The 25,448-nt window shown below is 73.0% G+C and carries 24 protein-coding genes; 8 read left to right on the top strand and 16 right to left on the bottom strand.

Annotation, left to right across the window (positions count from 1 at the left end; genetic code table 11):
- From NEH16_RS28800 to NEH16_RS28775, 6 genes are all read right to left on the bottom strand, one after another.
- Positions 1–786, bottom strand: a complete 786-nt coding sequence (locus NEH16_RS28800; RefSeq protein ID WP_265545866.1) for an ABC transporter ATP-binding protein — start codon at positions 784–786, stop codon at positions 1–3.
- A complete protein-coding gene (locus NEH16_RS28795; RefSeq protein ID WP_265545864.1) occupies positions 783–1,778 on the bottom strand; it encodes a FecCD family ABC transporter permease in 996 nt (331 codons plus the stop codon). Before NEH16_RS28795 ends, NEH16_RS28800 begins: the two co-directional genes overlap by 4 nt.
- Positions 1,775–2,800 (bottom strand): FecCD family ABC transporter permease, encoded by a 1,026-nt coding sequence (locus NEH16_RS28790; protein WP_265545862.1) that lies wholly within the window; start codon positions 2,798–2,800, stop codon positions 1,775–1,777. The genes NEH16_RS28795 and NEH16_RS28790 overlap by 4 nt, the downstream gene beginning before the upstream one ends.
- Entirely contained in the window at positions 2,797–3,798 is a 1,002-nt protein-coding gene (locus tag NEH16_RS28785; protein WP_265545860.1) for an ABC transporter substrate-binding protein, read from the bottom strand. Before NEH16_RS28785 ends, NEH16_RS28790 begins: the two co-directional genes overlap by 4 nt.
- Before the next feature lie 94 nt (positions 3,799–3,892).
- On the bottom strand, positions 3,893–4,783 hold the full coding sequence (locus NEH16_RS28780) for a siderophore-interacting protein (protein ID WP_265545857.1): 891 nt from the start codon (positions 4,781–4,783) through the stop codon (positions 3,893–3,895).
- Positions 4,780–5,019: a phosphopantetheine-binding protein gene (locus NEH16_RS28775; protein WP_073865580.1), complete on the bottom strand. Its 240-nt coding sequence runs from the start codon at positions 5,017–5,019 to the stop codon at positions 4,780–4,782. Before NEH16_RS28775 ends, NEH16_RS28780 begins: the two co-directional genes overlap by 4 nt.
- A gap of 482 nt (positions 5,020–5,501) precedes the next feature.
- Between NEH16_RS28775 and dhbC the strand changes: the two genes are divergently transcribed.
- Positions 5,502–6,698 carry an isochorismate synthase DhbC gene (gene dhbC / locus NEH16_RS28770; protein ID WP_265545855.1) on the top strand — a complete coding sequence of 399 codons (1,197 nt, stop codon included), beginning with the start codon at positions 5,502–5,504 and terminating at the stop codon, positions 6,696–6,698.
- 26 nt (positions 6,699–6,724) lie between these two features.
- On the opposite strand, the gene NEH16_RS28765 is transcribed toward dhbC, so the two are convergent.
- Together NEH16_RS28765 and NEH16_RS28760 are read right to left on the bottom strand one after the other, a co-directional pair.
- A complete protein-coding gene (locus NEH16_RS28765) occupies positions 6,725–7,387 on the bottom strand; it encodes a lysophospholipid acyltransferase family protein (RefSeq protein WP_265545853.1) in 663 nt (220 codons plus the stop codon).
- A 112-nt stretch (positions 7,388–7,499) separates the two neighbouring features.
- Entirely contained in the window at positions 7,500–8,093 is a 594-nt protein-coding gene (locus NEH16_RS28760; protein ID WP_265545852.1) for a TetR/AcrR family transcriptional regulator, read from the bottom strand.
- A gap of 75 nt (positions 8,094–8,168) precedes the next feature.
- Between NEH16_RS28760 and NEH16_RS28755 the strand changes: the two genes are divergently transcribed.
- Positions 8,169–8,963, top strand: a complete 795-nt coding sequence (locus NEH16_RS28755) for a class I SAM-dependent methyltransferase (RefSeq protein ID WP_265545851.1) — start codon at positions 8,169–8,171, stop codon at positions 8,961–8,963.
- Here NEH16_RS28755 and NEH16_RS28750 read toward each other — a convergent pair.
- Both NEH16_RS28750 and NEH16_RS28745 read right to left on the bottom strand, forming a co-directional pair.
- Positions 8,960–10,915 (bottom strand): acyl-CoA dehydrogenase, encoded by a 1,956-nt coding sequence (locus NEH16_RS28750; protein WP_265545850.1) that lies wholly within the window; start codon positions 10,913–10,915, stop codon positions 8,960–8,962. The genes NEH16_RS28755 and NEH16_RS28750 overlap by 4 nt on opposite strands.
- A gap of 136 nt (positions 10,916–11,051) precedes the next feature.
- Positions 11,052–12,542: a DHA2 family efflux MFS transporter permease subunit gene (locus NEH16_RS28745; protein ID WP_073969698.1), complete on the bottom strand. Its 1,491-nt coding sequence runs from the start codon at positions 12,540–12,542 to the stop codon at positions 11,052–11,054.
- 243 nt (positions 12,543–12,785) lie between these two features.
- Here NEH16_RS28745 and NEH16_RS28740 point away from each other — a divergent pair, with 243 nt between their 5' ends.
- Entirely contained in the window at positions 12,786–13,394 is a 609-nt protein-coding gene (locus tag NEH16_RS28740) for a TetR/AcrR family transcriptional regulator (RefSeq protein WP_265545848.1), read from the top strand.
- A 161-nt stretch (positions 13,395–13,555) separates the two neighbouring features.
- Positions 13,556–14,941 carry an MFS transporter gene (locus NEH16_RS28735; RefSeq protein WP_265545847.1) on the top strand — a complete coding sequence of 462 codons (1,386 nt, stop codon included), beginning with the start codon at positions 13,556–13,558 and terminating at the stop codon, positions 14,939–14,941.
- Positions 14,942–14,996: 55 nt separating this feature from the next.
- Here NEH16_RS28735 and NEH16_RS28730 read toward each other — a convergent pair whose 3' ends face one another.
- A complete protein-coding gene (locus NEH16_RS28730; protein ID WP_073969700.1) occupies positions 14,997–15,479 on the bottom strand; it encodes an NUDIX hydrolase in 483 nt (160 codons plus the stop codon).
- A gap of 30 nt (positions 15,480–15,509) precedes the next feature.
- On the bottom strand, positions 15,510–17,105 hold the full coding sequence (gene lnt, locus NEH16_RS28725) for an apolipoprotein N-acyltransferase (protein WP_265545845.1): 1,596 nt from the start codon (positions 17,103–17,105) through the stop codon (positions 15,510–15,512).
- A 194-nt stretch (positions 17,106–17,299) separates the two neighbouring features.
- Here lnt and NEH16_RS28720 point away from each other — a divergent pair, with 194 nt between their 5' ends.
- Entirely contained in the window at positions 17,300–18,415 is a 1,116-nt protein-coding gene (locus NEH16_RS28720; RefSeq protein WP_265545844.1) for an O-antigen ligase family protein, read from the top strand.
- Here NEH16_RS28720 and NEH16_RS28715 read toward each other — a convergent pair.
- A complete protein-coding gene (locus NEH16_RS28715; protein WP_265545842.1) occupies positions 18,363–18,926 on the bottom strand; it encodes a hypothetical protein in 564 nt (187 codons plus the stop codon). The two genes, NEH16_RS28720 and NEH16_RS28715, sit on opposite strands and share 53 nt — an antisense overlap.
- A 69-nt stretch (positions 18,927–18,995) precedes the next feature.
- Positions 18,996–19,778 carry a glutamate racemase gene (locus NEH16_RS28710; protein ID WP_073969704.1) on the bottom strand — a complete coding sequence of 261 codons (783 nt, stop codon included), beginning with the start codon at positions 19,776–19,778 and terminating at the stop codon, positions 18,996–18,998.
- Between the two features lie 58 nt (positions 19,779–19,836).
- On the opposite strand from NEH16_RS28710, the gene NEH16_RS28705 reads away from it, so the two are divergent.
- A complete protein-coding gene (locus NEH16_RS28705; protein ID WP_265545840.1) occupies positions 19,837–21,009 on the top strand; it encodes a glycosyltransferase in 1,173 nt (390 codons plus the stop codon).
- A gap of 21 nt (positions 21,010–21,030) precedes the next feature.
- Here the strand turns inward: NEH16_RS28705 and NEH16_RS28700 are convergent, their stop codons facing one another.
- On the bottom strand, positions 21,031–22,335 hold the full coding sequence (locus NEH16_RS28700) for a TerD family protein (protein ID WP_430523773.1): 1,305 nt from the start codon (positions 22,333–22,335) through the stop codon (positions 21,031–21,033).
- A 168-nt stretch (positions 22,336–22,503) separates the two neighbouring features.
- A complete protein-coding gene (locus tag NEH16_RS28695) occupies positions 22,504–23,613 on the bottom strand; it encodes a DUF5954 family protein (protein WP_073969707.1) in 1,110 nt (369 codons plus the stop codon).
- Between the two features lie 376 nt (positions 23,614–23,989).
- On the opposite strand from NEH16_RS28695, the gene NEH16_RS28690 reads away from it, so the two are divergent.
- Together NEH16_RS28690 and NEH16_RS28685 are read left to right on the top strand one after the other, a co-directional pair.
- A complete protein-coding gene (locus tag NEH16_RS28690; protein ID WP_073969708.1) occupies positions 23,990–24,466 on the top strand; it encodes a DUF6643 family protein in 477 nt (158 codons plus the stop codon).
- A gap of 225 nt (positions 24,467–24,691) precedes the next feature.
- On the top strand, positions 24,692–25,288 hold the full coding sequence (locus NEH16_RS28685; protein ID WP_073969709.1) for an Rv1733c family protein: 597 nt from the start codon (positions 24,692–24,694) through the stop codon (positions 25,286–25,288).
- The last annotated feature ends 160 nt before the right edge of the window (positions 25,289–25,448 follow it).

Below are 25,448 nucleotides of genomic sequence, written 5' to 3'. Positions count from 1 at the left end.
TTACTCTCCTTGCAGTGTGGGTACGACCATCGGAGTGCCGGTCACGGGGTCCGGGACGACGACGCTGGGGAGGTCGAAGACGTCCTTGATCAGCGTGGCGTCCACGATGTCCGCGGGGTCGCCCTCGGCGACCACCTCGCCGGCCTTCATGGCCACCAGGTGGTCGGCGAACCGGCATGCCTGGTTGATGTCGTGCAGGACCGCGACGACGGTGCGGCCCTCGTTGCGCAGCTTGGCGAGCAGGCCGAGCAGTTGGTACTGGTGGGTGATGTCGAGGAACGAGGTGGGTTCGTCCAGCAGCATGTAGGGCGTCTGCTGGGCGAGCACCATCGCCATCCAGACGCGTTGCCGCTGCCCGCCGGAGAGCTCCTGTACGGGCCGGTCGGCCAGGTCCGCGACGCCGGCGGCGGCCATCGCCCCGTCGACGGCCTCCTGGTCGCCGTCCGACCACAGGGCCAGCAGGGACTGGTGCGGGAAGCGGCCCCGGGCCACGAGCTGGCGGACCTTGATGTCCTCCGGCGCGGTCGGGTCCTGGGGCAGGAAGCCGAGCTGCTTGGCCAGCGCCTTGGTGCCGAACAAGCCGACCTCGCGGCCGTCGAACTCCACCTGTCCGGCGTGCGGTTTGAGCAGCCGTACGAGCGCGTTCAACAGGGTTGATTTTCCGCAGGCGTTGGGCCCGACGATGGCGGTGAACGCGCCGTCGGGTATGTCGAGGGTGAGCCGTGTGGACACGACGCGGTCTCCGTAGCGCAGGGTGATCTCCCGCGCCGTCAGGCGTGCGGTCACGCGCGCCTCACCTCCTTGGTCAGCAGCCAGATCAGATAGCAACCGCCGATCGCGGTGCTCACGACGCCCACGGGCAGCGCCACCGGGGCCAGCAGCATCTGCGCCAGCAGGTCCGCGCCCTGGAGCAGGACCGCCCCGGTCAGCGCGGCGGGGAGCAGCGGGATGCCGGCCGCGCCCGCGAGCCGGCGGCCGATCTGCGGCGCGGCCAGCGCGATGAACGCGATGGGCCCGGCCACGGCGGTCACCGTGGCGGTGCAGCCGACGCCGACCAGGACCATGAGCAGCCGCAGCCGGTCGAGTCCGACGCCGGTGGTCACGGCGATCGGGTCGCCGAGTGCGGCCTGGTGCATGGCGTGGGCCCGGGTGGTCATGAGGGCCAGCAGGACGGCGATCACGGTGAACGGGATGCCGAGGTCGTCCCAGCCCACGCCGTTGAGCGAGCCCGCGCTCCAGCCGACGGCGGCGATCGCCACCTCCAGGTCGGCGCGGAGCACGATCCACGAGTTGATCGCGGTGACCATCGCGTTGACGGCGATACCGATGACGACGAGCCGGAGGCCGGAGAAGCCGGTTTCGAGCGACAGCAGGTAGATGGCGGCCGCGACGACGAGTCCGCCGATCACGGAGCCGACGGCGAGCTGCGCGGAGGTCCCGGAGAGCACGGTGAGGGCGACCAGGGCGCCGGTGTAGGCGCCGGCGTCCAGTCCGATGACGTCGGGGCTGCCCATGGGGTTGCGGGTGAGGTTCTGGAAGAGGGCGCCGGAGACGCCGAGCGCGGCGCCGAAGACCAGGCCGGCCAGCACGCGCGGCAGCCGCCAGTCCCGGATCACCACGGAGTGCTCGGAGCCGGTGAGGACGGCGAACACCTTGCCGGGCGGCGCCCATTGCGCCCCGTAGCACAGTCCGAGCAGACCGAGCCCCAGCATCAGGGCGGCCAGTACGGCGACGAGTACCGCCGTGCGCCGTTCGAAGTGGAATTTCAGCACGTTCACAGGGACCCCGCCCCGTAGCGGCGGACCGCCCAGATCAGCATGGGGCCGCCGAGGAAGGCGGTCACGATGGCCACCGGCACCTCGCCGGTGGGCAGCAGGACCCGCGCGGCCATGTCGGCGGCGAGGAGCAGGATGGGGCCGAGGACCATGGTGTAGGCGATGAGCCAGGGCACCGATCCGGAGGCCGGTCTGCGCACCAGGTGCGGCACGATCAGCCCGACGAACAGGATGGGTCCCGCCACCGCCGTCGCCGCGCCGCTGAGCACGGTGATGAGGACGAGGGTGGTGACGCGGACCCGGCCCACGTTGGCGCCCAGGGTGTGTGCCACGTTCTCGCCGAGCGTCAGGGCGTTGAGCGCCTTGCTCAGCAGCAGCGCACCGGCCAGGGACACCGCGATGGCGGTCAACGGCCAGGACAGGGAAGCCTGTTCACGTCCGGCGAGCGTCCCCACCGACCAGAACCGGTAGAGGTCGAAGGTGTCGGGGAGCATGAGGCGCAGCCCGAGGGCGACGCCGTTGAGCACCGCGGTCACCGCCACACCGGTGAGCACCAGGCGCAGCGGTGAGGTGCGGCCGACCGCGGCGACCAGGAGCGCCGCGGCCACGGAGCCGACGATGGCGAAGCCGAGTTCGCCGGCCTGGCCGCCGGCCAGGCCCGCCGCCGACCCGAGGGTGACGGCGAACCCGGCGCCCGCGGTGACCCCGAGGATGCCGGGCTCGGCCAGCGGGTTGCGGGCGAGCGTCTGGATGAGCGCGCCGGCCACGGCGAGCGCGGCACCGACGGCGACGGCGAGCAGCGCACGCGGTGCCCGCACGTCCCGGACGACGACGTGGTCGTCGGTGCCCTGGTAGTCGAAGAGTGCGCGCAGGACTTCGCCGGGTGCGACGTGGCGGGCCCCGACGCCCATGCTGAGGACGGCGAGAACGGCCAGCAGGACCAGTCCGCCGACGAGCAGGGCGGTCTGCGGGACGGCCCGCCGGTTCTTTCCCGCGGCCTCGGACGCGCGGCCCGCGACGGTCACGGCTTCAGCAGCGGAGCGAGCGACTTGTCGATCGCGTCCAGGGTCAACAGGGCCTCACCATAGGTGGCGGCTTCGGTGTAGCGGTACGGGAATGCCTTGCCGGCCTTGACGGCGGGCAGGTTCTTCCAGAGCTTGGAGTCCAGGACGTACTTGACGGAGGGCGGGACGCTGCCGTCGGCGCTGACCGAGTACGTCAGGACGTCGGCCTCGCGGAAGGCGGCGGGCAGTTCCTCGATGGAGGGGTACTCGCTGACGGCCGCGGACCCCGGACCGGCCTTCTTGACCTTGCCGTAGTAGGTGGCGCCCAGGTCCTCGGCGATGTTGGTGCCCCAGGAGCCGTTGAACTCGCGCTGGAAGGTGCCCTTGGCGGCGTCACCGTAGGCGCCGACGTGGCCGAGCTTCAGCTTCGGCAGGATGTCCTTGTACTTGGCGGCCAGTGCGGCGGCCTTGTCGTCGTACGTCTTCTTCTGGGCGTCGAACTGCTCCAGCGCGCCGGCCGCGTCGGCCTGCTTGCGGGAGAGGTCGCGCCAGGCGGACGGGAGGCTCGGACCGATCGCGACGACGGGGGCGATCGACTTCAGCCGCTTCATGTCGATGTCGCCGAGCACGGGCGCCGGCACACCGATGACGATCAGGTCGGGCTCGGCCTCGGCGATGGCCTCGTAGTTGGTCTCGGCCGCCTGCTCGCCCGCCACCTTGGTGAGCTTCTTGTAGGTGGCGAGGTCTTCCTTGTTCATCATCGGCTCGCCGCGCTTCCACGACGAGATGCCGACCAGCGGTGCGTCGGCCTCGATCAGCGCGGGCACCGCATAGCCGGTGGCCACCACACGCTTCGGGTTCGCCGGGATCGTGATCTTGCCGTTGTCCGCGGTGAACACCCGGGTCTTGGTCTTCTCCGAGGCGGAGTCCGACCCGCCGTCCGAGGATGACCCGCATCCGGCCAGTACGAGGGCCAGCGCGACGGCGCCGACCAGGCCGGACGATCTGCGTATGGACATTCCGAAGCTCCTTGCTACTTAGGTAAGGCTCACCTTACTTGATGGCCTTTCGGGGGGACAACTCGCGGGTTGCGCACCCCGGTACCGCGATGGATCAGTGGTCGTGACCGTGGTCGTGACCGTGGCTGTGCTCGTGCTCGTGGTCCTCGTCGAAGTCCGCGACGCCCCGCTTCCAGTAGCCGGCGATGTCGTAGTCGGCCTTGTCCAGGCGCAGTTCGTCCCGGACCCAGCGGCGCAGCGGCTTGATCTGCCCGGCCTCGCCGGCCACCCAGACGTACACCCGCTCGCCCTCGGGCACGGAGACGGACATCGCGGCCCGGGTCAGCGCGTCACCGGTGCCGGCGGGCGCGCCGTCGCGGTGCAGCCAATGGACCTCGACGCCGTCGGGCGCGGAGAGCTCGATCTCCTCGGGGGCGTCCGCGACTTCGATGAACGCCCAGCCCCTGGCGGTCCTCGGCAGCTCTTCCAGCCACCGTGCGACGGCGGGCAGGGCGGTGAGGTCCCCGACGAGCAGATAGCGGTCGTAGCTGTGCGGGACGATCAGCCCGCCGGGCGGTCCGGCGATGTGGATGACGTCGCCGGGCTGCGCCTTGCCGGCCCAGTCGGAGGCGAGTCCGCCCTCGTGGACGGCGATGTCGATGTCGAGCTCGCCGGTGAGGGAATCGTAGCGGCGCACGGTGTACTCGCGCGAGGTGGGCAGGGGCCTCGGCCAGCGCAGCATCGCCCCGTTCCGTTCCGGGAGGCGCAGGGTGCCGTCCGGTTCCCGGAAGATCAGTTTGACGTGCTCGTCGGGCGCGTGGGCCTCGAACCCCTCGGTGCCGGGTCCGCCGAGGGTCACCCGCACCAGGCCCGCACCGACGGCGGCCGTGCGCACGACCTCGGCCTCCCGGATGCCGATCGGATAGCCGACCTTCTCGGCGTGCAGCCCGGCGCGCACCTCGGCGATCCGGTCCAGGTGGCGCTCGCGGTGGTCGGTGCGGCTCATGCGGCCTCACCCGCCAGCAGCGTCTGCCAGTGGCCGAGTTCGGGGAGCTCGAAGAGGTCGGGGAACTCCAGCGTGGTCGCCCCCGCCGCGCGCCAGCGCTCCACCAGGACCATGATCCGCATCGAGTCGAGACCGAGGTCGACCAGGTTCTCGTCGGGCGCGATCTCACCGGGCTCGCAGCCCAGCAGTTCGGCGATGTCGGCCCGGACACGGTCCGGCGACAAGGTCTGGCTCATCGGAGTACTCCTCAGTGGGTGGGCGCCGCGACGGGTCGGAGCGAGAGTTGCGGTGCTTACGAGGCCGGCGCGGCGATGCGCGCGCGTGAAGGCCCGCCCGGGGCGGTTCCCTTCACGGGGCGCGCGAGGGCGCGGCTCGGCCCGCCGACGGGCACGGCGGCCCGCGGCGCAGGTTGACGGAATCGGCCACAGTCCCCCCTCAGGCCGAGGCAAGGCTAACCTAACATCGACATACGCGACACGAGCACCCACCCCGCCAACCGGGCTGCCGGAAAGCGCAGTTCGGACACCGGATCCATGGCCCGAACCCCACCGCCCTCCTGCGCGAACACCTGAACTTAGGTTACCCTCACCTAACCTACCGTAGGTGCTGCTCCGGGTGAAGACCCGCCGCAGGCGTGCCGCCGCGCCGAACCGGCGCAGCTCCTCAGCGCATCCTCATCCCTGGTCCCGCCCGCGGGGCCATCGAGAACGGAGTCCCCGTGTCGACGGCATCCCGAGTCGCCACGCCCATACCCACGGCCCATCCGGCCACCGGGGCGGCCACCTCTCTGCTGGACGCCTACGCGCCCGGCGCCCGCTTCCTCGCCACCCCCAGACGCACCCTGCTCGCCCGGGGCGCCGCACTCCAAGTGCCGCACGGCGCCCAGCCGGTGGACCGGCGCGTGGCGGACACCCTGGCGGAGGCCGCCGACGCCGGACAGCAAGCGCCGGTGGTGATGGGCGCGATCCCGTTCGACCACACGGAACCGGCCGCCCTGAGCGTGCCCGCCGCGCTGCGCACCGCGCCGCCGCTCACCTCCGACCCCCTCATCGCCCTGCCCTCGCCGGGGGCGGACTCCCCCGGCTGGGAGATCCGGCCGGTCCCGGAGCCGGAGGTCTACGCCAAGGGCGTGGCCTCGGCGGTGGAGCGGATGTGGCGCGGCGAGTTCAGCAAGGTCGTCCTCGCGCGCACCCTCGAACTCACCTCGCCCGCACCGCTGGACGTGCCCGCCATGCTCCAGCGCCTGGCCCGCCGCGACCCCTCCGGCTACACCTTCGCGCTCCCCACCGGCCCCGGCCGCACCCTGATCGGGGCCAGCCCCGAACTCCTCGTCTCCCGCCGGGGCCGTCAGCTGGTCGCCAACCCCCTCGCCGGGTCCGCGCCGCGCAGCGACGACCTCGCCGAGGACGTCCGCCGGGCCGCCGCGCTCCTGGAGTCCGCGAAGGACCTCCACGAGCACGCCGTCGTCGTGGACGCCGTGCACCAGGCGCTCGCCCCGTACTGCACGGGCATGACCGTGCCGCCCCGGCCGACGCTGATCCGCACCGCGACCATGTGGCACCTGTCCACCACGGTCACCGGCACGCTCACCGACCCGGACACCTCCGCGCTCACGCTGGCCTGCGCCCTGCATCCCACCCCGGCGGTGTGCGGCACGCCGACGGCGACGGCCCGGCAGGTGCTGACCGAGACCGAACCGTTCGACCGGGGCTACTTCACCGGGATGGTGGGCTGGGGCGACGCGAGCGGCGACGGGGAATGGGTCGTCACCATCCGCTGCGCCGAGGCGGAGGAGCGCACGCTGCGCCTGTACGCCGGCGCGGGCGTCGTCGCGGCGTCCGAGCCCGAGGCCGAGACCGCCGAAACGGCCGCGAAGTTCCGCACCTTCCTGAGCGCGGTGGGCGCCGAGCTCTGAGCGGCCCGTTCACATGAGCGGCTTGTTCACGCCGTCAGGGCGGCGGGCTCGCCCAGCCGGGCGGCCGCCGTCCGCCAGGCGGCGGTGACCGCGTGCCGCGCCTGGGCGGTGGCCGCCGGGCCGTCGCCGTCGAGTCGCAACGGCGGGCCGACGTGGACGTGCAGCCGGGGACGGCGCAGCGGGGCGGTGGCCAGGCCCGCGAGCTGCTTGGCCGCCGGGCCGGAGATGACGCGGCGGGCCCCGGCCTGGCCCACCGGGATGACCGGCACGCCGGTGCGGTGCGCGAGCCGGGCGAGGCCGCGGTGGAAGGCGCCGGGAGCCGCTTCGGCCGCGTCCCCGCGGTCCGGCAGGCCGCCCTCCGCGTAGATGAGGATGTGCCGGCCCTGCTCCAGCGCCTCCTGGGCGAGGACGACGGCCCGGCCGGCGCGGGGGTCGCCGCGGTGCACCGGGATGTGGCCCTCACGCGCGAGGGCGCGGCCGAGGACCGGGACGCGCCAGAGCCCGGCGGCAGCCAGGACGACGGGCCGGGCGCCGAGGCGGCGGAGCGCCGCCAGGACGATCGCGGGGTCCGCGAGCGAGGTGTGGTTGGCGGCGATGATGCCGGCCGGGGGCAGTACGGCGTCCGTGTCGGTGGTGAGCGTCAACCGCCCGAAGGCGGGCACCAGTTGACCGGCAAGGCGGCTGAGCATGAGATCTCCGGTTCGCTCGGGCGGAGTTCCATCGTTCCGCGCCGAACGGCCGCCCGGCTGAGCGGTGGTACTCATCCGCCGTGGGTACCCGGACGGCCCCGCCGCCCGCACCTCACCGCCGTACGACGTCCGCGAGCACCGTGGTCACCAGCTTGCCGACCGCCGCCTCGTCCGGCGGACCGGGGTCGCGGTCCGCGAAGAGCAGATGCCCGCCCCCGACCAGGGACAGGGTGAGCGAGTCGATGTCGGCACCGGCCGACACCCGGCCCAGCGCGCGCTCCGCCGCGAGGTAGCCGGAGACGGCGGTCGTGATCTGGGCCAGGATCGCGATGCCGCCCCCGGGTGTCGCCTCCCTGAGGCGCGCGCGCAGCTCGTCCCGGAAGGTGATGAGGGGGATGATCGCCACCGGCACCGGCCCGAAGAGGGCGGTCAGCGCGGCGGTGAGGTTGCCCGCCACGGTGCCGGTGCCGACGCTCTCGCCCAATGTCCGGGCCCGCGCGTCGAGTTCGGCGGCCCGGTCGAGCACGAGATCGGTGAGGAAGGCGTCGAAGTCGGCGAAGTGCCGGTGCAGGACGCCCTTGGCGCAGCCCGCCTCGTCGGTGACGGCCCTGCTGGTCAGGCCGCCCGCGCCGTCCCGCAGCAGGACGCGCTCGGCGGCGTCGAACAGCTGCTGCCGGGCGTCGCGAAGGTGCACTCCGGTCGGCACGTACCCACTCCTCACGTCGTCCGCGTCCTGCCCCACACTCTGGCACTGTGGGCGCTTGCCCACTAAAGTGAACGCATGCCCACTCTACCGCGAGAGCCCCATCACGCCAGGAAGACCGCCGAGTCCTTCGGTACCGACGCACGGCGGTACGACGAGGCCCGCCCCGCCTATCCCGACGACCTCGTGTCCCGCGTGGTCGCCGGTAGCCCCGGGCCGGACGTGCTCGACGTCGGCTGCGGTACCGGGATCGCGGCCCGCCAGCTCCGGGCGGCCGGCTGCGCGGTGCTCGGGGTCGAACCGGACGCCCGGATGGCGGAGTTGGCCCGCGCGCACGGCGTCCGGGTCGAGGTGGCGACCTTCGAGGCGTGGGACCCGGCGGGCCGGACGTTCGACGCGGTGACCGCGGCCCAGTCGTGGCACTGGGTGGATCCCGCGGTGGGCGCCGGCAAGGCGGCCCGGGTGCTTCGGCCGGGCGGGCGGCTCGCGGTCTTCGGCCATGTCTTCGAGCCGCCCGCCGAGGTGGCGGAGCCGTTCGCGGCGGCCTTCCGCCGGGTGGCCCCGGACTCGCCGTTCAGCGGTCAGCCGGCCCGGCGCCCGCTGGACGCGTACCGGGCGGGGTACGCGAAGACCGCCGAACAGCTGCGCGCGACCGGGCAGTTCCACGAACCGGAGCAGTGGCGCTTCGACTGGGAGCGCCCCTACACCCGGGACCAGTGGCTGGACCTGCTGCCGACCACCGGGGGCCTCACCCGGCTCCGCCCCGACCAGCTGACGGAGATCCTGACGGCGGTGGGCGAGGCGATCGACGCGCTGGGCGGCCGTTTCACCATGCGGTACGTCACCTTGGCGACGACCGCCGTGCGCAGCTAGCCCAGAAGGTCCGGGGCGCGCAGCATCTCGTCCGGGATGCCCCAGGCGTCCACGAGGTCCACCGCGAGCGGCCGGACCTTGCGGCAGAGGTCGTTCACCTCGCGGCTGATCGCCTTGGAGCGCTGGACGGTGAGCCGGCCGTGCTCCATGAACCAGGCCCGGTCCGCCTCGATGGCGGAGAGGGCGAAGAGGTCGCACAGCAGCCGCAGCGCCTCCTTGTTGCCGCCGGCGGGCAGGGCGCGCACCCGGTCCGTGAACGCCTCCAGGACGAGCCGTTCGACGTGCGCGCGGGCGACGGCGATGACGTGGTCCTGGACCCGGGAGAAGACCGCTCCCGGGTCCTCGTGCTCGTCCATGCCGCGCTTGAGCCTGCGGGCCACCCCGGCGAGCATGTGCTCCTCGCGGAAGCGGACCATGGCGAGCTGGTACTCCGGGTCGAGCAGCCCGGCCTCCCGGTCCCACTCGTCGCCGCCCGGCAGCAGGTCCCGTACCCGCTCCAGGAGCTTGTGGGCGGAGGTCTTCTCCAGGACCGTCTCGACGGCGAGCCCGGCGACGTGGCGGACGGTGCCGAGCTGGTCCAGGTCCTCGAACTCGCTCGCGTAGTGGGTGAGCAGGCCCTTGGCGACGAGCTGGAGCAGGACGTGGTTGTCGCCCTCGAAGGTGGTGAAGATGTCGCTGTCGGCCTTGAGCGCGGCGAACCGGTTGACGCTGAGGTAGCCGGCGCCGCCGCACGCCTCGCGGCACTCCTGGACGACCCGCGTCGCGTGCCAGGTGGCGAGCGCCTTGGTGCCGGCGGCCCGGGACTCCAGGAGGCGCCGGGCCTGCGGGTCGTCCCCGGTGCCGGAGAACACCTCGTGCAGCTGGGTGCGTACGGCGTCCTGCGCGAAGTGCAGTGCGTACGTACGGGCGAGCAGCGGCAGCAGCCGGCGCTGGTGCAGTCCGTAGCCGAGGAGCAGCTGCTCCTCCGTGTCCGGGGCCGCCGCGAACTGCCGCCGCCGCACCGCGTACTTGGTGGCGACGGCGAGGGCCACCTTGGCGGCGCCGACCCCGGCGCCGGCGACGCTGACCCGGCCCTGCACGAGGGTGCCTAGCATGGTGAAGAACCGTCGCCCGGGGTTCTCGATCGGGCTCTCGTAGACGCCCTCGGCGGTGACGTCGGCGAACCGGTTGAGCAGCGCCTCGCGTGGCACACGCACCCCGTCGAAGCGGATGCGGCCGTTGTCGACGCCGTTGAGGCCCATCTTGCGCCCGTCGTCCTCGATCCGGACGCCGGGCACCACCTCGCCGTCCTGCCGGACCCGTACGACGAAGGCGTGCACGCCCTCGGCCTCTCCGCCGACCTCCAGCTGGGCGAAGACGACCGCGAACTCCGCGTGGCGGGCGGCGTTGCCGATGTAGTCCTTGCGCGCCCGGTCGTCCGGGGTGGTCAGGACGAACTCCTCGGTGCCGGGGTCGTACCGCGCGACCGTCCCGAGCGACTGCACGTCGGAGCCGTGCCCGGTCTCGGTCATCGCGAAGCACCCCATCAGGCGCCCGGTGATCAGGTCCGGCAGATACGCCTCGTGGTGGCGCCCTGTGCCCAGCTGGAGGATCGCCCCGCCGAAGAGCCCGAACTGCACCCCCACCTTGACCAGCACGGACAGGTCCCCGAAGGCGAGCGTCTCGAACGCGGCGATGGACGCCCCCACGTCCCCGCCCCCGCCGTACTCCACCGGGAACCCCATCCCGGTCTGCCCGGTCGCGGCCATCTCGACCACGATCTCCCGCACCCGCTCGCGGTACGCGTCGATCCCGAGTTCCTCGGCCTCCTCCAGCACGGAGGCGTACGCCACCAGATTGCTCCGGACGAGATCGCGGATCCCGGCGTACTCCCCGTCGAGCACCCGGGTCAGCCCCGGTACGTCGACCTCGGGCTGTACGTATCCGGCAGCGGGCGTGTTCTCAGTGACCATGCACTCTCGCTACCCCGCCCCGGGACGATCAAGCGGCCGACGTGGGCGTTCTGTCCGGTGACGCGAGAACGCCGCCGGGCCGGAGGCGGCGCGAGGCCGTTCCGGCCCGGCGGCGTTCGCCGGGTGTGCCGTGCTGTCAGTGGCCGACCATCGCGGTCGGGTCCGCCGCCTTGACCTTCCTGCGGGGCAGCAGCAGCGCCGGGATCAGGCAGACCGCGATGAGGACGGCCGCCACCAGGAACACCGAGGCGAACGCGTCGCCCATCTGGTCCTTGATGCCGTCCGGGGTCCGCGCGGTGATGTCCTTGAGGCCGTTGGTGAGGAGCACCGAGAACAGGGCGGTGCCGATGGAGGCGGCGACCTGCTGGACGATGTTCATCAGGGTCGAGCCACGGGCGACCGTGTGCTCCCTCAGGGTGGCCAGCGCCGAGGCCATGATCGGCATCATCGAGGCACCCATGCCGAGGCCCATGATGAAGAGCGCGGTGATGATGTACGCGTAGGACGTGTCGGCAGTGAGCTGCGTGAACATGCCCATGCCGACGGTGATGACCACGATGCCGGTGATGACGATCTTGCCGGGGCCGATGCGGTCGGCGAGCATGCCGGCGATCGGCATGGTGATCATCGCGCCGATGCCCTGCGGGGCGAGCAGCACACCCGAGTCGAGCGCCGACTCCCCGCGCACCTGCTGGAAGTAGAGCGGGAACAGCAGGCTGGCGCCGAAGAACGCCATCGCGAAGAGCGACATGGCGATGACGGCGACGCTCAGGTCGCGGTTCTGGAAGAGCCGCAGATCGATCAGCGGGTGGATGTTGGCGGGCCGCAGCGCCCACGGCACGAACGCGGCGACGAGCACCAGACCGATGATCGCGGGTATCAGCACCTTGGCGGCCCAGACCGTGCCGGTCTCGGGGATGGAGGAGACGCCGTACAGGAAGCACGCGAGGCCCGGCGAGAGCAGCAGCACACCGACCCAGTCGAAGGTCTCGGACGGCTCGACGTGGTCCTTGGGCAGCACGAGCGCCGCGTACACGAGGGCGATCGCGCCGATCGGCAGGTTGATCAGGAAGATCCAGTGCCAGGAGGCGATGTCGATCAGCCAACCGCCCAGGATGGGACCGAAGATGGGGCCGAGGAGCATCGGAATGCCGAGCACGGCCATCACCCGGCCGACCCGCTCGGGACCGGCCGCACGCGTCAGGATCGTCATGCCGAGCGGCATCAGCATGCCGCCGCCCAGGCCCTGGATCACCCGGAAGGCGACCAGCATCTCCAGCGAGTTGGCGGCGGCGCACAGCGCCGACCCGGCCGCGAACAGCGCGACCGCGAGCAGATAGAGACGTTTCGTCCCGAACCTGTCAGCGGCCCAGCCGGTGAGCGGGATGACGCTCGCCAGCGCCAGCGTGTAGCCGGTCATCGTCCAGGCGACCTGGGCCGAGGTCGCCTCGAACTCCTTCTGGAACGTCTGCAGTCCGACCGAGACCACGGTGATGTCCAGGATCGACATGATCCCGCCGAGCACGACCACTCCGGCCACGAGGAGGACCTTGCTGTCCAGCTTGTCGCCGGCGCCACCACCACCTCCCCCCGGAGGGCTCGACTCATTCTTCTGCAACGTGGTCATGACTCACCTTTCGGAGAAGCTGCGGGGCCACCCGGGCCCGCTCGATCTGTCCACCCCCCGCGACCTCCGGCTGGTGGCAACGGTGCGCTCCGGCGGGCGTGGATACGGAATCCGCCCTTCCGTCGGGCGGTCGGAGCTCCACCGGTGCACGGTCCACGACGGACGACTCACCGGGCGGGATTCATGCGATCCGTTGTGGAACATGAATGTACCAGCGCCGGTAGGCCAGTATCTTTTGGATTGATGACAAGAAACGGGCACCTGCGCGACCGCGTCGCGGTCGCGATCCTCGACGCCGCGGCGATGCTGCTCGCCCGGCGGGGCGAGAGCGTCAGCATGGCGGACGTCGCGGCGGCCGCCGGCGTGGGCCGCACCACTCTGTACCGCCACTTCCCCAGCCGCGAGACCCTGTTGGACGCCCTGTCCCAGGAAGCCTGTGCCGAACTGATCGGCAAGCTGGCGGACGCCGGCCTGGACTGCGTCGCCGTGCCCGAGGGCGTGGCGCGGGTGAGCCGGATCGCGATGGGCCAGGCCGCCAAGTACCAGGCCCTGATGCGCATCCACGGCAAGCCCGCCGTACCCGACGAGACCGCCCGTCAGCTCATGGCGCCCCTCACCGCCCTGTTCGTCCGCGGTTCGGCCGACGGCACCTGGCGCACGGACCTCGGCCCCGACACGCTCCTCGACCTCTACAGCGCGCTCCTCCAGGGCGCGCTGGGCCAGGCGCTGCACGCCAAGCTGGGCGTGGAGCCCGCTGCCGCGGCCGTCACCTCGGTCTTCATGCACGGCGCGGGCACCCGGCGGCCGGCGAGCGACGACCTGGTGAACAGCCCGTCACCGACAGGCTCCTGAGGCCCGTCCGCGCCCTCCGGCCACGTACGCCGCAACTCCATGGTGCCCCCGCGCACACCCCTGCCCAGAACTGTGGTGTCCCGCCACATACGCCCCTGACCTGCCCCTTCCTACGGTGTGGCGACACGTCCCCGTCCCCCGACCGCCCGGAAGTGGTACCCATGGCCGACGCAGCATCCGCTCCCCCGCCTCCCTCGCACCTCCGGCGCATCGTCGCCGCCAGCCTCATCGGCACGACCATCGAGTGGTACGACTTCTTCCTGTACGGGTCGGCGGCCGCGCTGGTCTTCAACAAGCTGTTCTTCCCGGACTCCGAACCGCTCGTCGGAACGCTGCTGTCCTTCCTGACGTACGCGGTCGGCTTCGCCGCACGGCCCATCGGGGCGCTGGTGTTCGGCCACTACGGCGACCGGCTCGGGCGCAAGAAGCTGCTGGTGCTGAGCCTCCTGATGATGGGCGGGGCGACCTTCGCGATCGGTCTGCTGCCGACGCACGCGACCGTCGGTGTGGCCGCGCCCGTGCTGCTCACCCTGCTCCGGCTGGTGCAGGGATTCGCGCTCGGCGGCGAGTGGGGCGGGGCCGTGCTGCTGGTGTCGGAGCACGGGGACGCCGAGCGGCGCGGGTTCTGGGCGTCGTGGCCGCAGACCGGTGCGCCGGCCGGTCAGCTGCTGGCCACCGGGGTGCTCTCCGCGCTCACCGCGCTGATGTCGGACGCGGCGTTCGAGTCGTGGGGCTGGCGCATCCCGTTCCTGCTGTCCGGGGTGCTCGTGATCCTCGGTCTGTGGATTCGTCTCTCTGTCGATGAATCGCCTCTGTTCAAGGCGGCCCTGGCCCGCGCCGACGAGCGGAAGGCCGCTTCCGGGGCCGCCGAGAAGATGCCCGTCGTGGCCGTGCTGAGGCACCACTGGCGCGATGTGCTGGTCGCCATGGGGGCGCGGATGGCGGAGAACATCAGCTACTACGTGATCACCGCGTTCATCCTCGTCTACGCGACGACCGCGGCGGACCTGAGCAAGCAGACGGCGCTCAACGCCGTGCTCATCGCGTCCGCCTTCCACTTCGCCGTGATCCCGCTGTGGGGCGCGCTCTCCGACCGGGTGGGCCGCAAGCCCGTCTATCTGGTGGGCGCGGTCGGCGTGGGCCTGTGGATGTTCCCGTTCTTCGCGCTGATCGACACCCGGAGCTTCGGGAACCTGCTGCTGGCCGTCACGGTCGGGCTGTTCTTCCACGGGGCGATGTACGCGCCGCAGGCAGCGTTCTTCTCGGAGCTGTTCGCGACCCGGATGCGCTACTCGGGCGCGTCGATCGGCGCGCAGTTCTCGTCCGTCGCGGCGGGCGCGCCCGCACCGCTCATCGCGACGGCCCTGCTCGCCGACTACGACAGCTCGACGCCCATCGCCCTGTACGTGATAGCCGCCGCGCTCCTCACGGTGCTGGCCCTGGTCTGTGCCAAGGAGACCCGCCACCGGGATCTCGCCGAGGTCGGTCCGGTGCCCGGGTCGGAGGCGGCGGCCGAGGCGCCCCGGGACGCCGCGCACACCGTCTGATCCGGGTCCGGAAGGAGCGGGAGCCGGGCGGTCCGCCCGGCTCCCGCTTCGTGCTCTACTGCCGCGGGGCGGTGGCCTCGAACCAGGTGGGCCCGTCGGTCAGCGCCTGCTTGATCCGGAAGAGCGCGAACTCGGCCAGGTCGGGCAGCGCGTCCACGGGGAACCAGCCCACCTCCAGCGACTCGTCGTCGTTGACCCGGGGCGTGCCGCCGGTGGCGCGGCAGCGGAAGGTGATGTCGAGGAACTGGCAGCGGTCGCCGTTCTCGTACTGGATGGGCGGCAGCGCCTGGGTGAGGACGACGCGCTCCGCCACACAGCGCACGGCGGTCTCCTCGTACACCTCGCGCTCCGCCGTCGTCGCGGGCTGTTCGCCCGGCTCGGAGATGCCGCCGATCACCGACCACTCACCGGTGTCGGCGCGCCGGCCGAGGAGCACTCTCCCCTCGTCGTCGAAGACGACGGCGGTGACGCCGGGCAGCAGGAGCAGCTGCTGCCCGGCGGTGGCACGGATCTCGCGGATGAAGTCAGGAATGGCCATGGGACGACCCTACGCGGCGCGCCGCCGCGTTCAGCGGGCCCGTCGTGCGCGCACCGCGAGGGCGCCCGCCCAGCCGAGCGCGCCGAGTGCGAGCAGGATCAGGATGCCCTCGGGGAGCGGTCCCATCCGGGTCGCGGGGGTCAGCGAGGAGCGCAGCGGCACCTCGTCCACCAGGGCGTCCGGGGTGAACATCTTCGTCTTCTCGGCCACCGTGCCGTCCGGGCGGATGATCGCGCTGACACCGCTGGTGACGGGGACGACGACGGACCGGCTGTGCTCGACGGCGCGCACCCGGGACATCGCGAGCTGCTGGTAGGTCATCTCGCTGCGGCCGAAGGTGGCGTTGTTGCTGGGGACGGCGATCAGCTGGGCGCCGTGCTCGACCGTGTCGCGTACGGCGTCGTCGAACGCGGCCTCGTAGCAGGTGACGAGCCCCGTGTAGGTGCCCGCGAGGTCGAAGACGCCGACCTTCTTGCCGGGGCCGAAGTCGCGCTGCACCCGGTCGACGTCCGAGCTGAAGATGCGGACGAAGGAGCGCATCGGCATGTACTCGCCGAACGGCTGGATGTGCCGCTTGTCGTACGTGGCGACGGGGCCCTTGTCCGGCTGCCACTGGATGAGGGTGTTGCGCAGCGGGCCCGAGTCGGGTTCGACCACCGCGCCGATGACGGTCGGCGCCCCGATCGCCTTCACGGCGTCGTCGATGACGATCCGCGCGTCCGGGTTGCGGTACGGGTCGAGGTCGGAGGAGTTCTCCGGCCACAGGACGAAGTCCGGCTGCGGGACCTTGCCGGCCTTCACGTCCCGGGCCAGCTGCTCCGTACGCTTGGCGTGGTTGTCCAGGACCGCGCGGCGCTGGGAGTTGAAGTCGAGGCCGAGGCGGGGCACGTTGCCCTGGATCGCGGCGACGGTCGCGGTGCCGTCCTCGGCGAAGTCGTCCACGAGCGGCAGCGCCGCGAAGGCCGCCGCCACCGGGACGAGGACGGTCGCCGCGGCCACGGCGGCGGCCCCGCGACGGAACTCACCGGCGGACCGGTAGCGGGCGAAGCGGCGCGCCGCCTCGAAGAGGCCGAAGCCGCAGAGCACCACGGCGAAGGAGAGCAGCGGGGTGCCGCCGAGCGCGGCAAGCGGCAGGAAGACGCCGTCCGCCTGGCCGAAGGCGATCTTGCCCCAGGGGAAGCCGCCGAACGGCACCCGGGCGCGGACCGCCTCGTCCAGCGTCCAGACCGCGGCGGCCCACAGCGGTCCGCCGGGGAGCCGGGAGACGGCGGAGACGCCGATGCAGCCGACCGCGACGAACAGCGCCTCGGCGGCGGCGAGGGCCAGCCACGGCACCGGGCCGACCTCCTCGCCGGTCCAGTGCAGCAGGGGCAGCATGAAGCCGAGCCCCGCGAGCAGCCCGAGCCCGAAAGCGGCCCGGGCCCGGCGCTCGTACAGCACCCAGCCGAGCAGGGCGAAACCGGGCAGAACCAGCCACCACAGGGGCCGGGGCGGGAAGCTGAGGTACAGCATCACGCCGGAGAGGACGGCGGCCGCGGGCCGCACGAGGCGCTTCGGCAGCCCGCCCGTCCGGGGGGCGGGGGCAGGGCTCTGCGATTCGCCGACCTGGGCGATGGTGGTGCTCACCCGGCGGAGTCTACGGTGACCGCCGGGCCACACGGGAGCCCCGTCGCGATGGCGGAATCCCGACCACCGCATCATTTCTCCGCATCTTCCGCCCATATGACCGGTGCGGCCGTTAACCTGTGCGCCAGTCCCCCGCCGACGGGCCGGTTCCGGCCCGCGCGTACGGGACGGTCACAGGCCGGGGGACGGACGTGATGGCTGAATCAGTGGGGCGGGGGCCCGAGCGGGGGAACGCTTCCGACGCCGCCGGTGCGCTGATCCTCGCCGCCTGCGCGGTCTGGTCGCTGATCAGCGCGGCGGGGCGGGAGACCCGGCCCGAAGGGGTGCTGCTCGCGCTGCTGGCCGTCGCGGCGGGCTTCGCCTGCGGGCGCATCTGCGGCACGCTGCTGCCGGTGGCGACGGCCGCCTGCGCCGCGTTGACGGCCCTGCTGCTCGCCCTGCTCTGGCGGCACGGCATGCCGGGCGCCACGGCCACCGCGGAGCACGCGCCGGGGCAGACCGGCGGAGCCGCGGCCCTGCTGGTCCTCGCCGTCGGGGCGGCGTGCTGCGCGGCGGCGGGGGCCGGGGGGCGGGTTTCGCGTACGGCCCTGCGGCTGCTGGCGTTGGGCGCCGCCGGCGCCTCGTTCGCGCTGGACTCGCCGGCCGGGTTCGCGGCGGCGCTCGGGGTGCTGGTGTGCTCGCTGGCCGCCGCCCGGACGCGGCGCCGGCTGCTCGCGCTCGGCGGCCTCGCCCTGGTGGCCGGGCTGGTCGTCGGCACCTCGTGGGCCATGGCCGAGGAGGTGCTGCCCGAGGGGCTCACGGTCTCGCTGGAGGGCGGGCTCACCCGGAACCGGGTCGAGCTGTGGCAGGACGCCGCGCGGCTGGCGGAGGAGCATCCGGTGCTGGGGATCGGTCCCGGCCGGTTCGACGAGCTGAGCCCGACCGCGCAGCAGAGCCTCGGATCGGACGGCAAGCCGCACTCGGCGCCGTGGCAGCAGGCCGCCGAGCAGGGGGTCGTGGGGGTGGTGCTGCTGGGCGCCGCGTTCGGCTGGCTGCTGTACGCGCTGTGGCGCTCGCCCCGGCCGACGGCGGTGGTCCTGGCGGCGGGGGCCGCGCTCACGGCACTGGCCGTGCTGGCGAGCGTGGGCAACGCGCTGAGCTTCACCCCGGTGACGGCGGGGGCGGGGCTGCTGGCCGGGCTCGCGTCGGCCAGGCGGCCGATCGGCGCGGACGGACCCGGTGGGCCGGACGGGGCGGAGGACGGAGAGGCCGCCGGGGTCAGGCCCCGGCCGGGAAGCCCGAGGACGGCAGGTGCAGCCGGGCCCGGATGAACCGCACGCCCGCCTCGGCGTCGTCCACCGTGATGGTGAAGGTGCGGCCGTCGCCGAGCCGCAGCACCAGGCCCTCGCCCCGGCGCACGACCACGGCCGTGCCCTTCTCGGGGCGCCAGCGGTAGCCCCAGCCGCCCCACTGCCGGGGGTTCACATGGGGCGCGAAGTCGGCGGCCACCACATGGGTGAGCAGGATGCGGCGGCGCGGGAGCCCCATGTGGCCGCAGCGCACCTCCAGGGCGTCGCCGTCGACGCGGACGGCCACGTTCACGAAGGCGAGGGTGCCGAACAGCATGAGCAGGCCGGCGGCCACGCAGCCGATCACCGACATCAGCAGCGGCGCGATGCCGGAGGTCCAGTTGGAGCTGACGGCAAGCTGGACGCCCAGCGCCAGGCAGGCGGCGCCCAGGGCCGCGAGGACCCACTGGGTGCGGTTGGTGGCCCGGCCGACCCAGACCTGCGAGTGGGTGCCGGTTCCGGTGCGCTTCGGTTCTCCGGGGTGCTCCCTCATGCCGAGCAGCGTACTGAAGAACGGGCGTCCGGGGAGGGCTGCGAAGGCTCCTGCCGGCCCGTCCGGGGGTCAGCGGACGGAGCCGACGGCGGCCAGTCCGCGCCCTTCCGGGTAGGCCAGAGCGGCCTGCGGCAGCTCCGAGACGCGTCCGCTGAGGATGACCGCGATGGACGAGGAGGGTTCGGCCGACGGAGCGGGTTCGGCACCGATCCGGCGCAGCGCCTGGGCCGCGACCGCCCCGGCGGAGCCGTGCAGGGCGACCGGGGGCCGTCCCGGCCGGCCGACGGCCTCGCGGATGCGCTCGGCGACGAGTTCGTAGTGGGTGCAGCCGAGGACCACGGCGCGGACGTCGGGCGGGGTCAGCGCGGCGGCGGCGGCGATCGCCTTCCCGATGGCGTCCTCGTCCGCGTACTGCACGGCGTCGGCGAGGCCGGGGCAGGGCACCTCGGTGACGGCGGCGGACCCGGCGAACTCGGCGATCAGCCCGCGCTGGTACGGGCTGCCGGTGGTGGCCGGGGTCGCCCAGATCGCGACGGGGCCGCCGGCCGCGGCGGCGGGCTTGATCGCGGGGACGGTCCCGATGACGGGCAGGCCCGGTTCGAGCTCGGCCCGCAGCAGCTCCAGCGCGTGCACCGATGCGGTGTTGCAGGCGACGATCAGCGCGTCGGGGCGGTGCGCGGCGGCGGCCCGGGCCACCGCGAGCGCATGGGCCTTCACACCCTCGGGGGCGCGGCCCCAGGGCATGTTGTCCGGGTCGGACGAGAGCACCAGATCGGCGTCCGGCCTCAGCCGGCGTACTGCGGCGGCGGCGGCGAGCAGTCCGATTCCGGAGTCCATGAGCGCGATCTTCACCCGGTCACCATAGTCGACCGCCCTTGCGGTCCCCGCTCAGTGGTGCAGACTTCCGCCAATGAGCGCCGTTGCCTGGATCGCCGTGGGTTCGCTTGTCGCATGGGTCTGGCTGCTGCTGGGCCAGGGGTTCTTCTGGCGCACCGACCAGCGGCTGCCGAGCCGCGCGGAGCCGGAGGACTGGCCCTCGGTCGCCGTCGTCGTACCGGCCCGCGACGAGGCCGCGATGCTGCCGGTGAGCCTGCCGTCGCTGCTGGCGCAGGACTATCCGGGGACCGCCGAGGTCTTCCTCGTGGACGACTGCAGCAAGGACGGCACGGGGGACGTCGCCCGCGCCCTGTCGGTGCGGCACGGGGGTCTGCCGGTGACCGTGGTGTCGCCGAGCGAGCCCGAGCCCGGGTGGACGGGGAAGCTCTGGGCCGTACGCCACGGGATGGCGCTGGCCCGTACCCGTGAGCCGGAGTACCTGCTGCTCACGGACGCCGACATCGCGCATGAGCCGGACAGTCTGCGGGAGCTGGTGGCGGCGGCGGAGACGGGCGGCTTCGACCTGGTCTCGCTGATGGCCCGGCTGCGGGTGGCGAGCGTGTGGGAACGGCTCGTGGTGCCGGCGTTCGTCTACTTCTTCTCGCAGCTCTATCCGTTCCGCTGGATCAACCGGAAGCGGGGGCGGACGGCCGCCGCGGCGGGGGGCTGTGTGCTGCTCCGGACGGAGGCGGCGGTGCGGGCGGGGGTGCCGGACTCGATCCGGCAGGCGGTGATCGACGACGTGTCGCTGGCCCGGGCGGTGCGGCGCTCGGGTGGCCGGATCTGGCTGGGGCTCGCGGACCGGGTGGACAGTGTGCGGCCGTATCCGTGCCTGGCGGACCTGTGGCGGATGGTCTCGCGGAGCGCGTACGCCCAGCTGCGGCACAATCCGCTGGTGCTGGTGGGCACGGTGCTCGGGCTGGTGCTGGTCTATCTCGCCCCGCCGGTGACGCTGGTCGCCGGGGTGCTGGGCGGGGGCGCGGTCGCGGCGTGGGCCGGGGGCGCCGCGTGGGCGGTCATGGCGGGGACGTACATGCCGATGCTGGGCTACTACCGGCAGTCGCTGTGGCTCGCCCCGCTGCTGCCGTTCACCGCGCTGCTGTATCTGCTGATGACCGTCGATTCGGCGGTGCAGCACTACCGGGGGCGCGGTGCGGCCTGGAAGGGGCGTACGTACGCCCGTCCCGAGGCCGCACCGGATCAGTGACTCAGGAGCATCCGGGCGGGGTCACTTGCGGCCCGGGGTCCAGTTCATGCCCCAGCCGTAGGCGTGGTCGATGGTGCGCTGCGGGCTGACGCCGCGCTGCGGCACCAGGTAGCGGGCCTCGCGCTGCACGGTGAGGTCGTTGCCCGTGTTGGTGATGAGCGCGAGCGCGCAGACGGTCGACGGGACGGTGCACTCGTCCAGGGAGAAGTCGATCGGCGCGCCGTGCTGCGGCTGGAGGGTGACGGTGGCGTGCAGGTCGGCGAAGCTGCGGGCGCCCTCGTAGATGGTGACGAAGATCAGGACCCGGCGGAGCTGCGCCTTGTGGTCGAGGTTGATCGTCAGGTTCTCGCCGGTGGCGACGGCTCCGGTGCGGTCGTCGCCGTCGAGCTGCATGAACGGCGGCTGGTGGAGCGCGCCGAAGGCGTTCCCCAGGGCCTGGACGACTCCCTTGCGGCCGTCGGTCAGTTCGTACAGGGCGCAGAGGTCGAGGTCCAGGTCCGAGTGGTTCGCCACGGCACGGCCCAGCTTGCTCCCCCAGCCCTTGAACTGCTTGCGCACCTCCCAGTTGAGGTTGACGCGCATGGCGCCGGACGTGCCGCCCTGCTTGGTGAGCGAGACGGACGGCGCCTCCTTGGTGAGCGTCACCTTGGTCAGCCGTACGGGCTGGGTGACGGGCGGTGCCGGAGGGGCCGGAGGGACCGGAGGGACCGGCGGGGCCATCGGGGGCGCCATCGGCGCGGCGAGCGTGGGCTGCTGCGGCTGCGGGTACTGCGGAGCGGGCGGGGTGGTGACCCGGGGAGCGGGCTGGGGGGCGGCGTGCGGCTGCTGGGGTTCGTCCACCGAGATCCCGAAGTCCGTGGCGAGCCCTTCGAGCCCGGAGCCGTAGCCCTGGCCGACCGCCCGGAACTTCCAGGCGCCCTGGCGCCGGTAGAGCTCGCCGAGGAGGAAGGCCGTCTCCACGGTGGCGTCGGAGCTGTCGAAGCGGGCCAGTTCGGCGCCGTTCGCCGCGTCCAGGACGCGCACGTACAGTCCGCTCACCCGGCCGAACGTGCCGCCGTCGGCCGAGGCGGCCAGCACCACGCGGTCGATGGCCGGTTCCACCCGTGCCAGGTCGACGGCGAGGGTGTCGGTCGTCGCGCCGCCGACGGTGCGCTTGCCCTCGTGGCGCACCGCGCCGGAGGAGTGGGACGGCTGGTTGTAGAAGACGAAGTCCCCGTCGTTGCGCACCTTGCCCGAGCCGAGAAGGAGAAGCGCGGAGGCGTCCACATCGGGCGTCCCCGGGGCGGTGCGCCACCCCGTCTCGACACGCACGGCCTGGGCCGCCACTGGGACATTGGTTCCCTTTTGCATGGTCATGCTCGCCCCCATCACGAGTCCGCTTCCGAGACCTTTCCGGGTCAACCTAATGCCCGCCCCGCCACGGGACCCACCGAGGTACGGATCCGCGCACGCGCCTCCTTCCTCTTCACCGGCTCAGGGGACGTCCCGACCGGGTCAGGGGGCGTCGGTGTCCTCCAGCCGTGTGCCCTCCTCGCCGTTGTGGACGACGCCGTACGCATCCAGGCGGGGGTGGAGGGCCATCGGCTCCACCATGGTGACGTCGGACGGCCGTTGGCTCTCCGGGCCGTCGGACCCCCAGCGCAGCAGGCGCCGTGAGCGGGCGATCCGGTACACGGTGCCGTGGGCCTCGACCTCGTTGAGCCGGCCCGCGCGCAGCCGGTCGGCCGCATCGGCCAGGACCTTCATGTCGGCGAGGTCGGGGTGGGTGCCCTCGGCGACGAGGCTGCGCGCGGTCACGTCCCGTCCGGCGGTGACCGGGATGACGCCCGCCTGCCGGGGCTTGAACCAGGCCAGTGAGAAGTCGAGGGCGCGCCGCGCGTCCTGCGGGGTGGCGTGCGGGCCGCCGCCGACCTGCCACCGCTCGTTGCCGGTCCGTTCCACGACCATGAAGGTCGTCGGCAGCAGCAGGATGTCGGGATGGCTGTCCACGGCGCGCGCGGAGTCGCGCAGGACGCCGCCGGGATACCGGCTCCCCTTGTACGCGAAGGAGCGCATGGTCAGCATCTCCGCCGCCTGGAGGGGCGTCACGGGCGCGTCGGGGTCCAGGACCAGTCCGTCGTCGACCTTGGCGGTGTCGGTGATGCGGTCCCACTCGGGCACGGCGGGCTCGGGGTCGGTGGGGCGCGGCAGCTCGACGCCTCCGTCGGCGTCCAGGCCCGCGTACTCCTCGGCGCGCACCACGCGGTAGCGCGTGCCGAGGACGCTGACCTCGGACGGCTTTCCGGTCTCCAGCCGGGCGACCGCGCCGAGCAGGGCCCGCCGCTCCTCCTCGGTCTCCGCCTCGTCCTTGGCCCGGAACCACAGCTTGGACTGCAGGTCGTCCCTGGCCTGCTGGGGGCAGCCATTCGTGATCGGGACGATCACCTTCCACCGCTGTCCGTCGCCCTCGGACCATGAGGCCACCCCGAACAGCGGGCCGCGTACGGCCAGTTTGTTGCGGGAAGCCGCGTCGAAGGCGTCGGCCTCGATCGCGGCCTCGACGGGTTCCACCGGAATCCTCACCAGCACCGGCCGGGCAGCGGGGGGCACACCGTGTTTCTTCATGGCGTCATCCTGGCGTCAACGGACGGCGTTGTACGCGGCTTTCGCAGGATCATCCACCGTAAGTGCCGTCCGGGATTGCGGTGTTGCCGCCTTCGGTCCACGACGAGTAAGGCTCGGGGCCGAGCCTCGGCGCTCTCGGCGCTCCATTGCCGCCCGGCGCAGGCGCGCACCGGAATTGCGGCCGGGAAATCGGCGCGGTTCACGAACCGGCGGCGCGACCCGTGGATCAGCGGTGAATCAAGGGCCGGATTCCTCTCGGCAGGGCACGGGAAGACAACGATGTTTCGGCAGGTCAGACAGGTAGGGGGAGGGTAAATCCGATGACCACAAAATTGGGACTCCCCAATCTGCACATCGTGGGCTTAACTTAGGTGTCATGACCTCCCCCCGCTCCACCTACGGTGGCGGCTACTACGCCGCGCCGTCGTTTGCCGACACCCCGATCTACGACTCCCTCGTCGCGGAGCGGGGCACCCCTCAGATCGCTCCGATCCGAGTGCCCGCCGCCTACGACACCGGCAACAGCTATCTGCCGGCGCTCCCGTCGGCCCTGCCGGCGCTTCCCGCGGCCCCCTCCCAGCCCCAGCAGTCCTACGGCTACCCCCAGCCGGCGGCTCAGCAGGGCTACACACCGATGCAGCCCGCGCAGCTCCAGCACGCGCCGGCGCCGTACATCCCGCAGCAGCCGGCCGGTGGCCGCGGCATGTACCAGGCGCCCCCGCCGCAGCAGCAGCGCCCGGCGCCGACGTCGGGCTACGAGTCGATGCGCCCCGCCGCGGCCCGGCCCGCCCCCGCGCAGTCCCCGTACGAGGACCCGTACGGCCGGCCCTACCAGGGCGGCCGGGGCTACTAGGCCCTTCGGATCAGGCGGCGCACGGCCCGGGGCGGGGTGCCCGGCAACACGGGTCCGTGCGCCGTTCCGTGTGCTCCGCATGCCCGGTCGGGGGAGCCGGGAACTCACGGGGGCGGGCCGCGCGTTGAGCACGGTGGGCCGCCCGGACCGTGCGGCCTCGGCGCGTGGACGGCACCGTACCGGGTGGGGACGGGTGCGGAAGGGGGTGCGGAGACTGTGCGAGCGATGGCGGGCGTCTGGCGCTGGCGCCACAATCCGCTGCGCCGGGCGACGGACCGGTGCGAGGCGTGGCTGGCGCTGGTCGCGTTCCTGATGCTGCTGCTGGCGGCCCCGGCGGTGGGCTGGTTCTGCGGGGCCCGGACGGACACGGCGCTCCAGGCGGCGGTGCGCGCCCAGCGGGCGGACCGTCACCTCACCACGGCCGTCGTGGTGCGGCGGGTGGCCGGCGCCCGTTATGCGTCCGATCCCGAGATATCCGGCGACTCCATGCGGCGGACCGAGGTCGTGGCCCGGTGGCACACCCCGGACGGCGCGGCCCGCACGGCCCGCGTGACCACCGCCTCGCGCAACGCGTCACCGGGAGCCCGGGTCCGGATCTGGACCGACCGCAGAGGCACCCCGGCGCTCCGGCCGATGGACATACCGACGGCGCACACGCATGCCGCGCTCGCCGGCTTCGGAGCCGCGATGCTGTCCGCCCTGCTGATCGAGTGCGTCCGGCGCCTGATCCTCCGGCGCATGACCTGGCGGCGGTACGAACGGATCGACCGGGCCTGGGCGGCGGTCGGCCCGGACTGGGGCAGGACGGGCACCGGCAGCTAGGGGGTGCACGGCCGGCGCCGGGACCTGCGCATCGGGTCAACTCCGGGCGTCCGCGCGCGCTACGGTGGACCGGCCCGCCCGTCGCTCTCCGGCAGGCGGACCCCGGCTGGTCGCTGCCGCGAGGCCGGTGACACGGGCATCACACACGCACGAGGCGGGG

This window comes from Streptomyces drozdowiczii (genome assembly GCF_026167665.1).
In the GTDB taxonomy this organism is placed as follows: Bacteria; Actinomycetota; Actinomycetes; order Streptomycetales; family Streptomycetaceae; genus Streptomyces; species Streptomyces drozdowiczii_A.
Note: the sequence above shows the minus strand (reverse complement) of the source record. Positions and strands in the feature narration are given on the sequence as shown.

Excerpts from the sequence above, each read along its gene's own strand:
- NEH16_RS28780 (WP_265545857.1), bottom strand. The coding sequence starts at position 4,783 with ATGAGCCGCACCGACCACCGCGAGCGCCACCTGGACCGGATCGCCGAG.
- NEH16_RS28740 (WP_265545848.1), top strand. The coding sequence starts at position 12,786 with ATGACAAGAAACGGGCACCTGCGCGACCGCGTCGCGGTCGCGATCCTC.
- NEH16_RS28735 (WP_265545847.1), top strand. The coding sequence starts at position 13,556 with ATGGCCGACGCAGCATCCGCTCCCCCGCCTCCCTCGCACCTCCGGCGC.
- NEH16_RS28745 (WP_073969698.1), bottom strand. The coding sequence starts at position 12,542 with ATGACCACGTTGCAGAAGAATGAGTCGAGCCCTCCGGGGGGAGGTGGT.
- NEH16_RS28705 (WP_265545840.1), top strand. The coding sequence starts at position 19,837 with ATGAGCGCCGTTGCCTGGATCGCCGTGGGTTCGCTTGTCGCATGGGTC.
- NEH16_RS28695 (WP_073969707.1), bottom strand. The coding sequence starts at position 23,613 with ATGAAGAAACACGGTGTGCCCCCCGCTGCCCGGCCGGTGCTGGTGAGG.
- NEH16_RS28720 (WP_265545844.1), top strand. The coding sequence starts at position 17,300 with ATGGCTGAATCAGTGGGGCGGGGGCCCGAGCGGGGGAACGCTTCCGAC.
- NEH16_RS28750 (WP_265545850.1), bottom strand. The coding sequence starts at position 10,915 with ATGGTCACTGAGAACACGCCCGCTGCCGGATACGTACAGCCCGAGGTC.
- NEH16_RS28730 (WP_073969700.1), bottom strand. The coding sequence starts at position 15,479 with ATGGCCATTCCTGACTTCATCCGCGAGATCCGTGCCACCGCCGGGCAG.
- NEH16_RS28785 (WP_265545860.1), bottom strand. The coding sequence starts at position 3,798 with ATGTCCATACGCAGATCGTCCGGCCTGGTCGGCGCCGTCGCGCTGGCC.
- NEH16_RS28715 (WP_265545842.1), bottom strand. The coding sequence starts at position 18,926 with ATGAGGGAGCACCCCGGAGAACCGAAGCGCACCGGAACCGGCACCCAC.
- NEH16_RS28755 (WP_265545851.1), top strand. The coding sequence starts at position 8,169 with ATGCCCACTCTACCGCGAGAGCCCCATCACGCCAGGAAGACCGCCGAG.
- NEH16_RS28775 (WP_073865580.1), bottom strand. The coding sequence starts at position 5,019 with ATGAGCCAGACCTTGTCGCCGGACCGTGTCCGGGCCGACATCGCCGAA.
- NEH16_RS28690 (WP_073969708.1), top strand. The coding sequence starts at position 23,990 with ATGACCTCCCCCCGCTCCACCTACGGTGGCGGCTACTACGCCGCGCCG.
- NEH16_RS28765 (WP_265545853.1), bottom strand. The coding sequence starts at position 7,387 with ATGCTCAGCCGCCTTGCCGGTCAACTGGTGCCCGCCTTCGGGCGGTTG.
- NEH16_RS28685 (WP_073969709.1), top strand. The coding sequence starts at position 24,692 with ATGGCGGGCGTCTGGCGCTGGCGCCACAATCCGCTGCGCCGGGCGACG.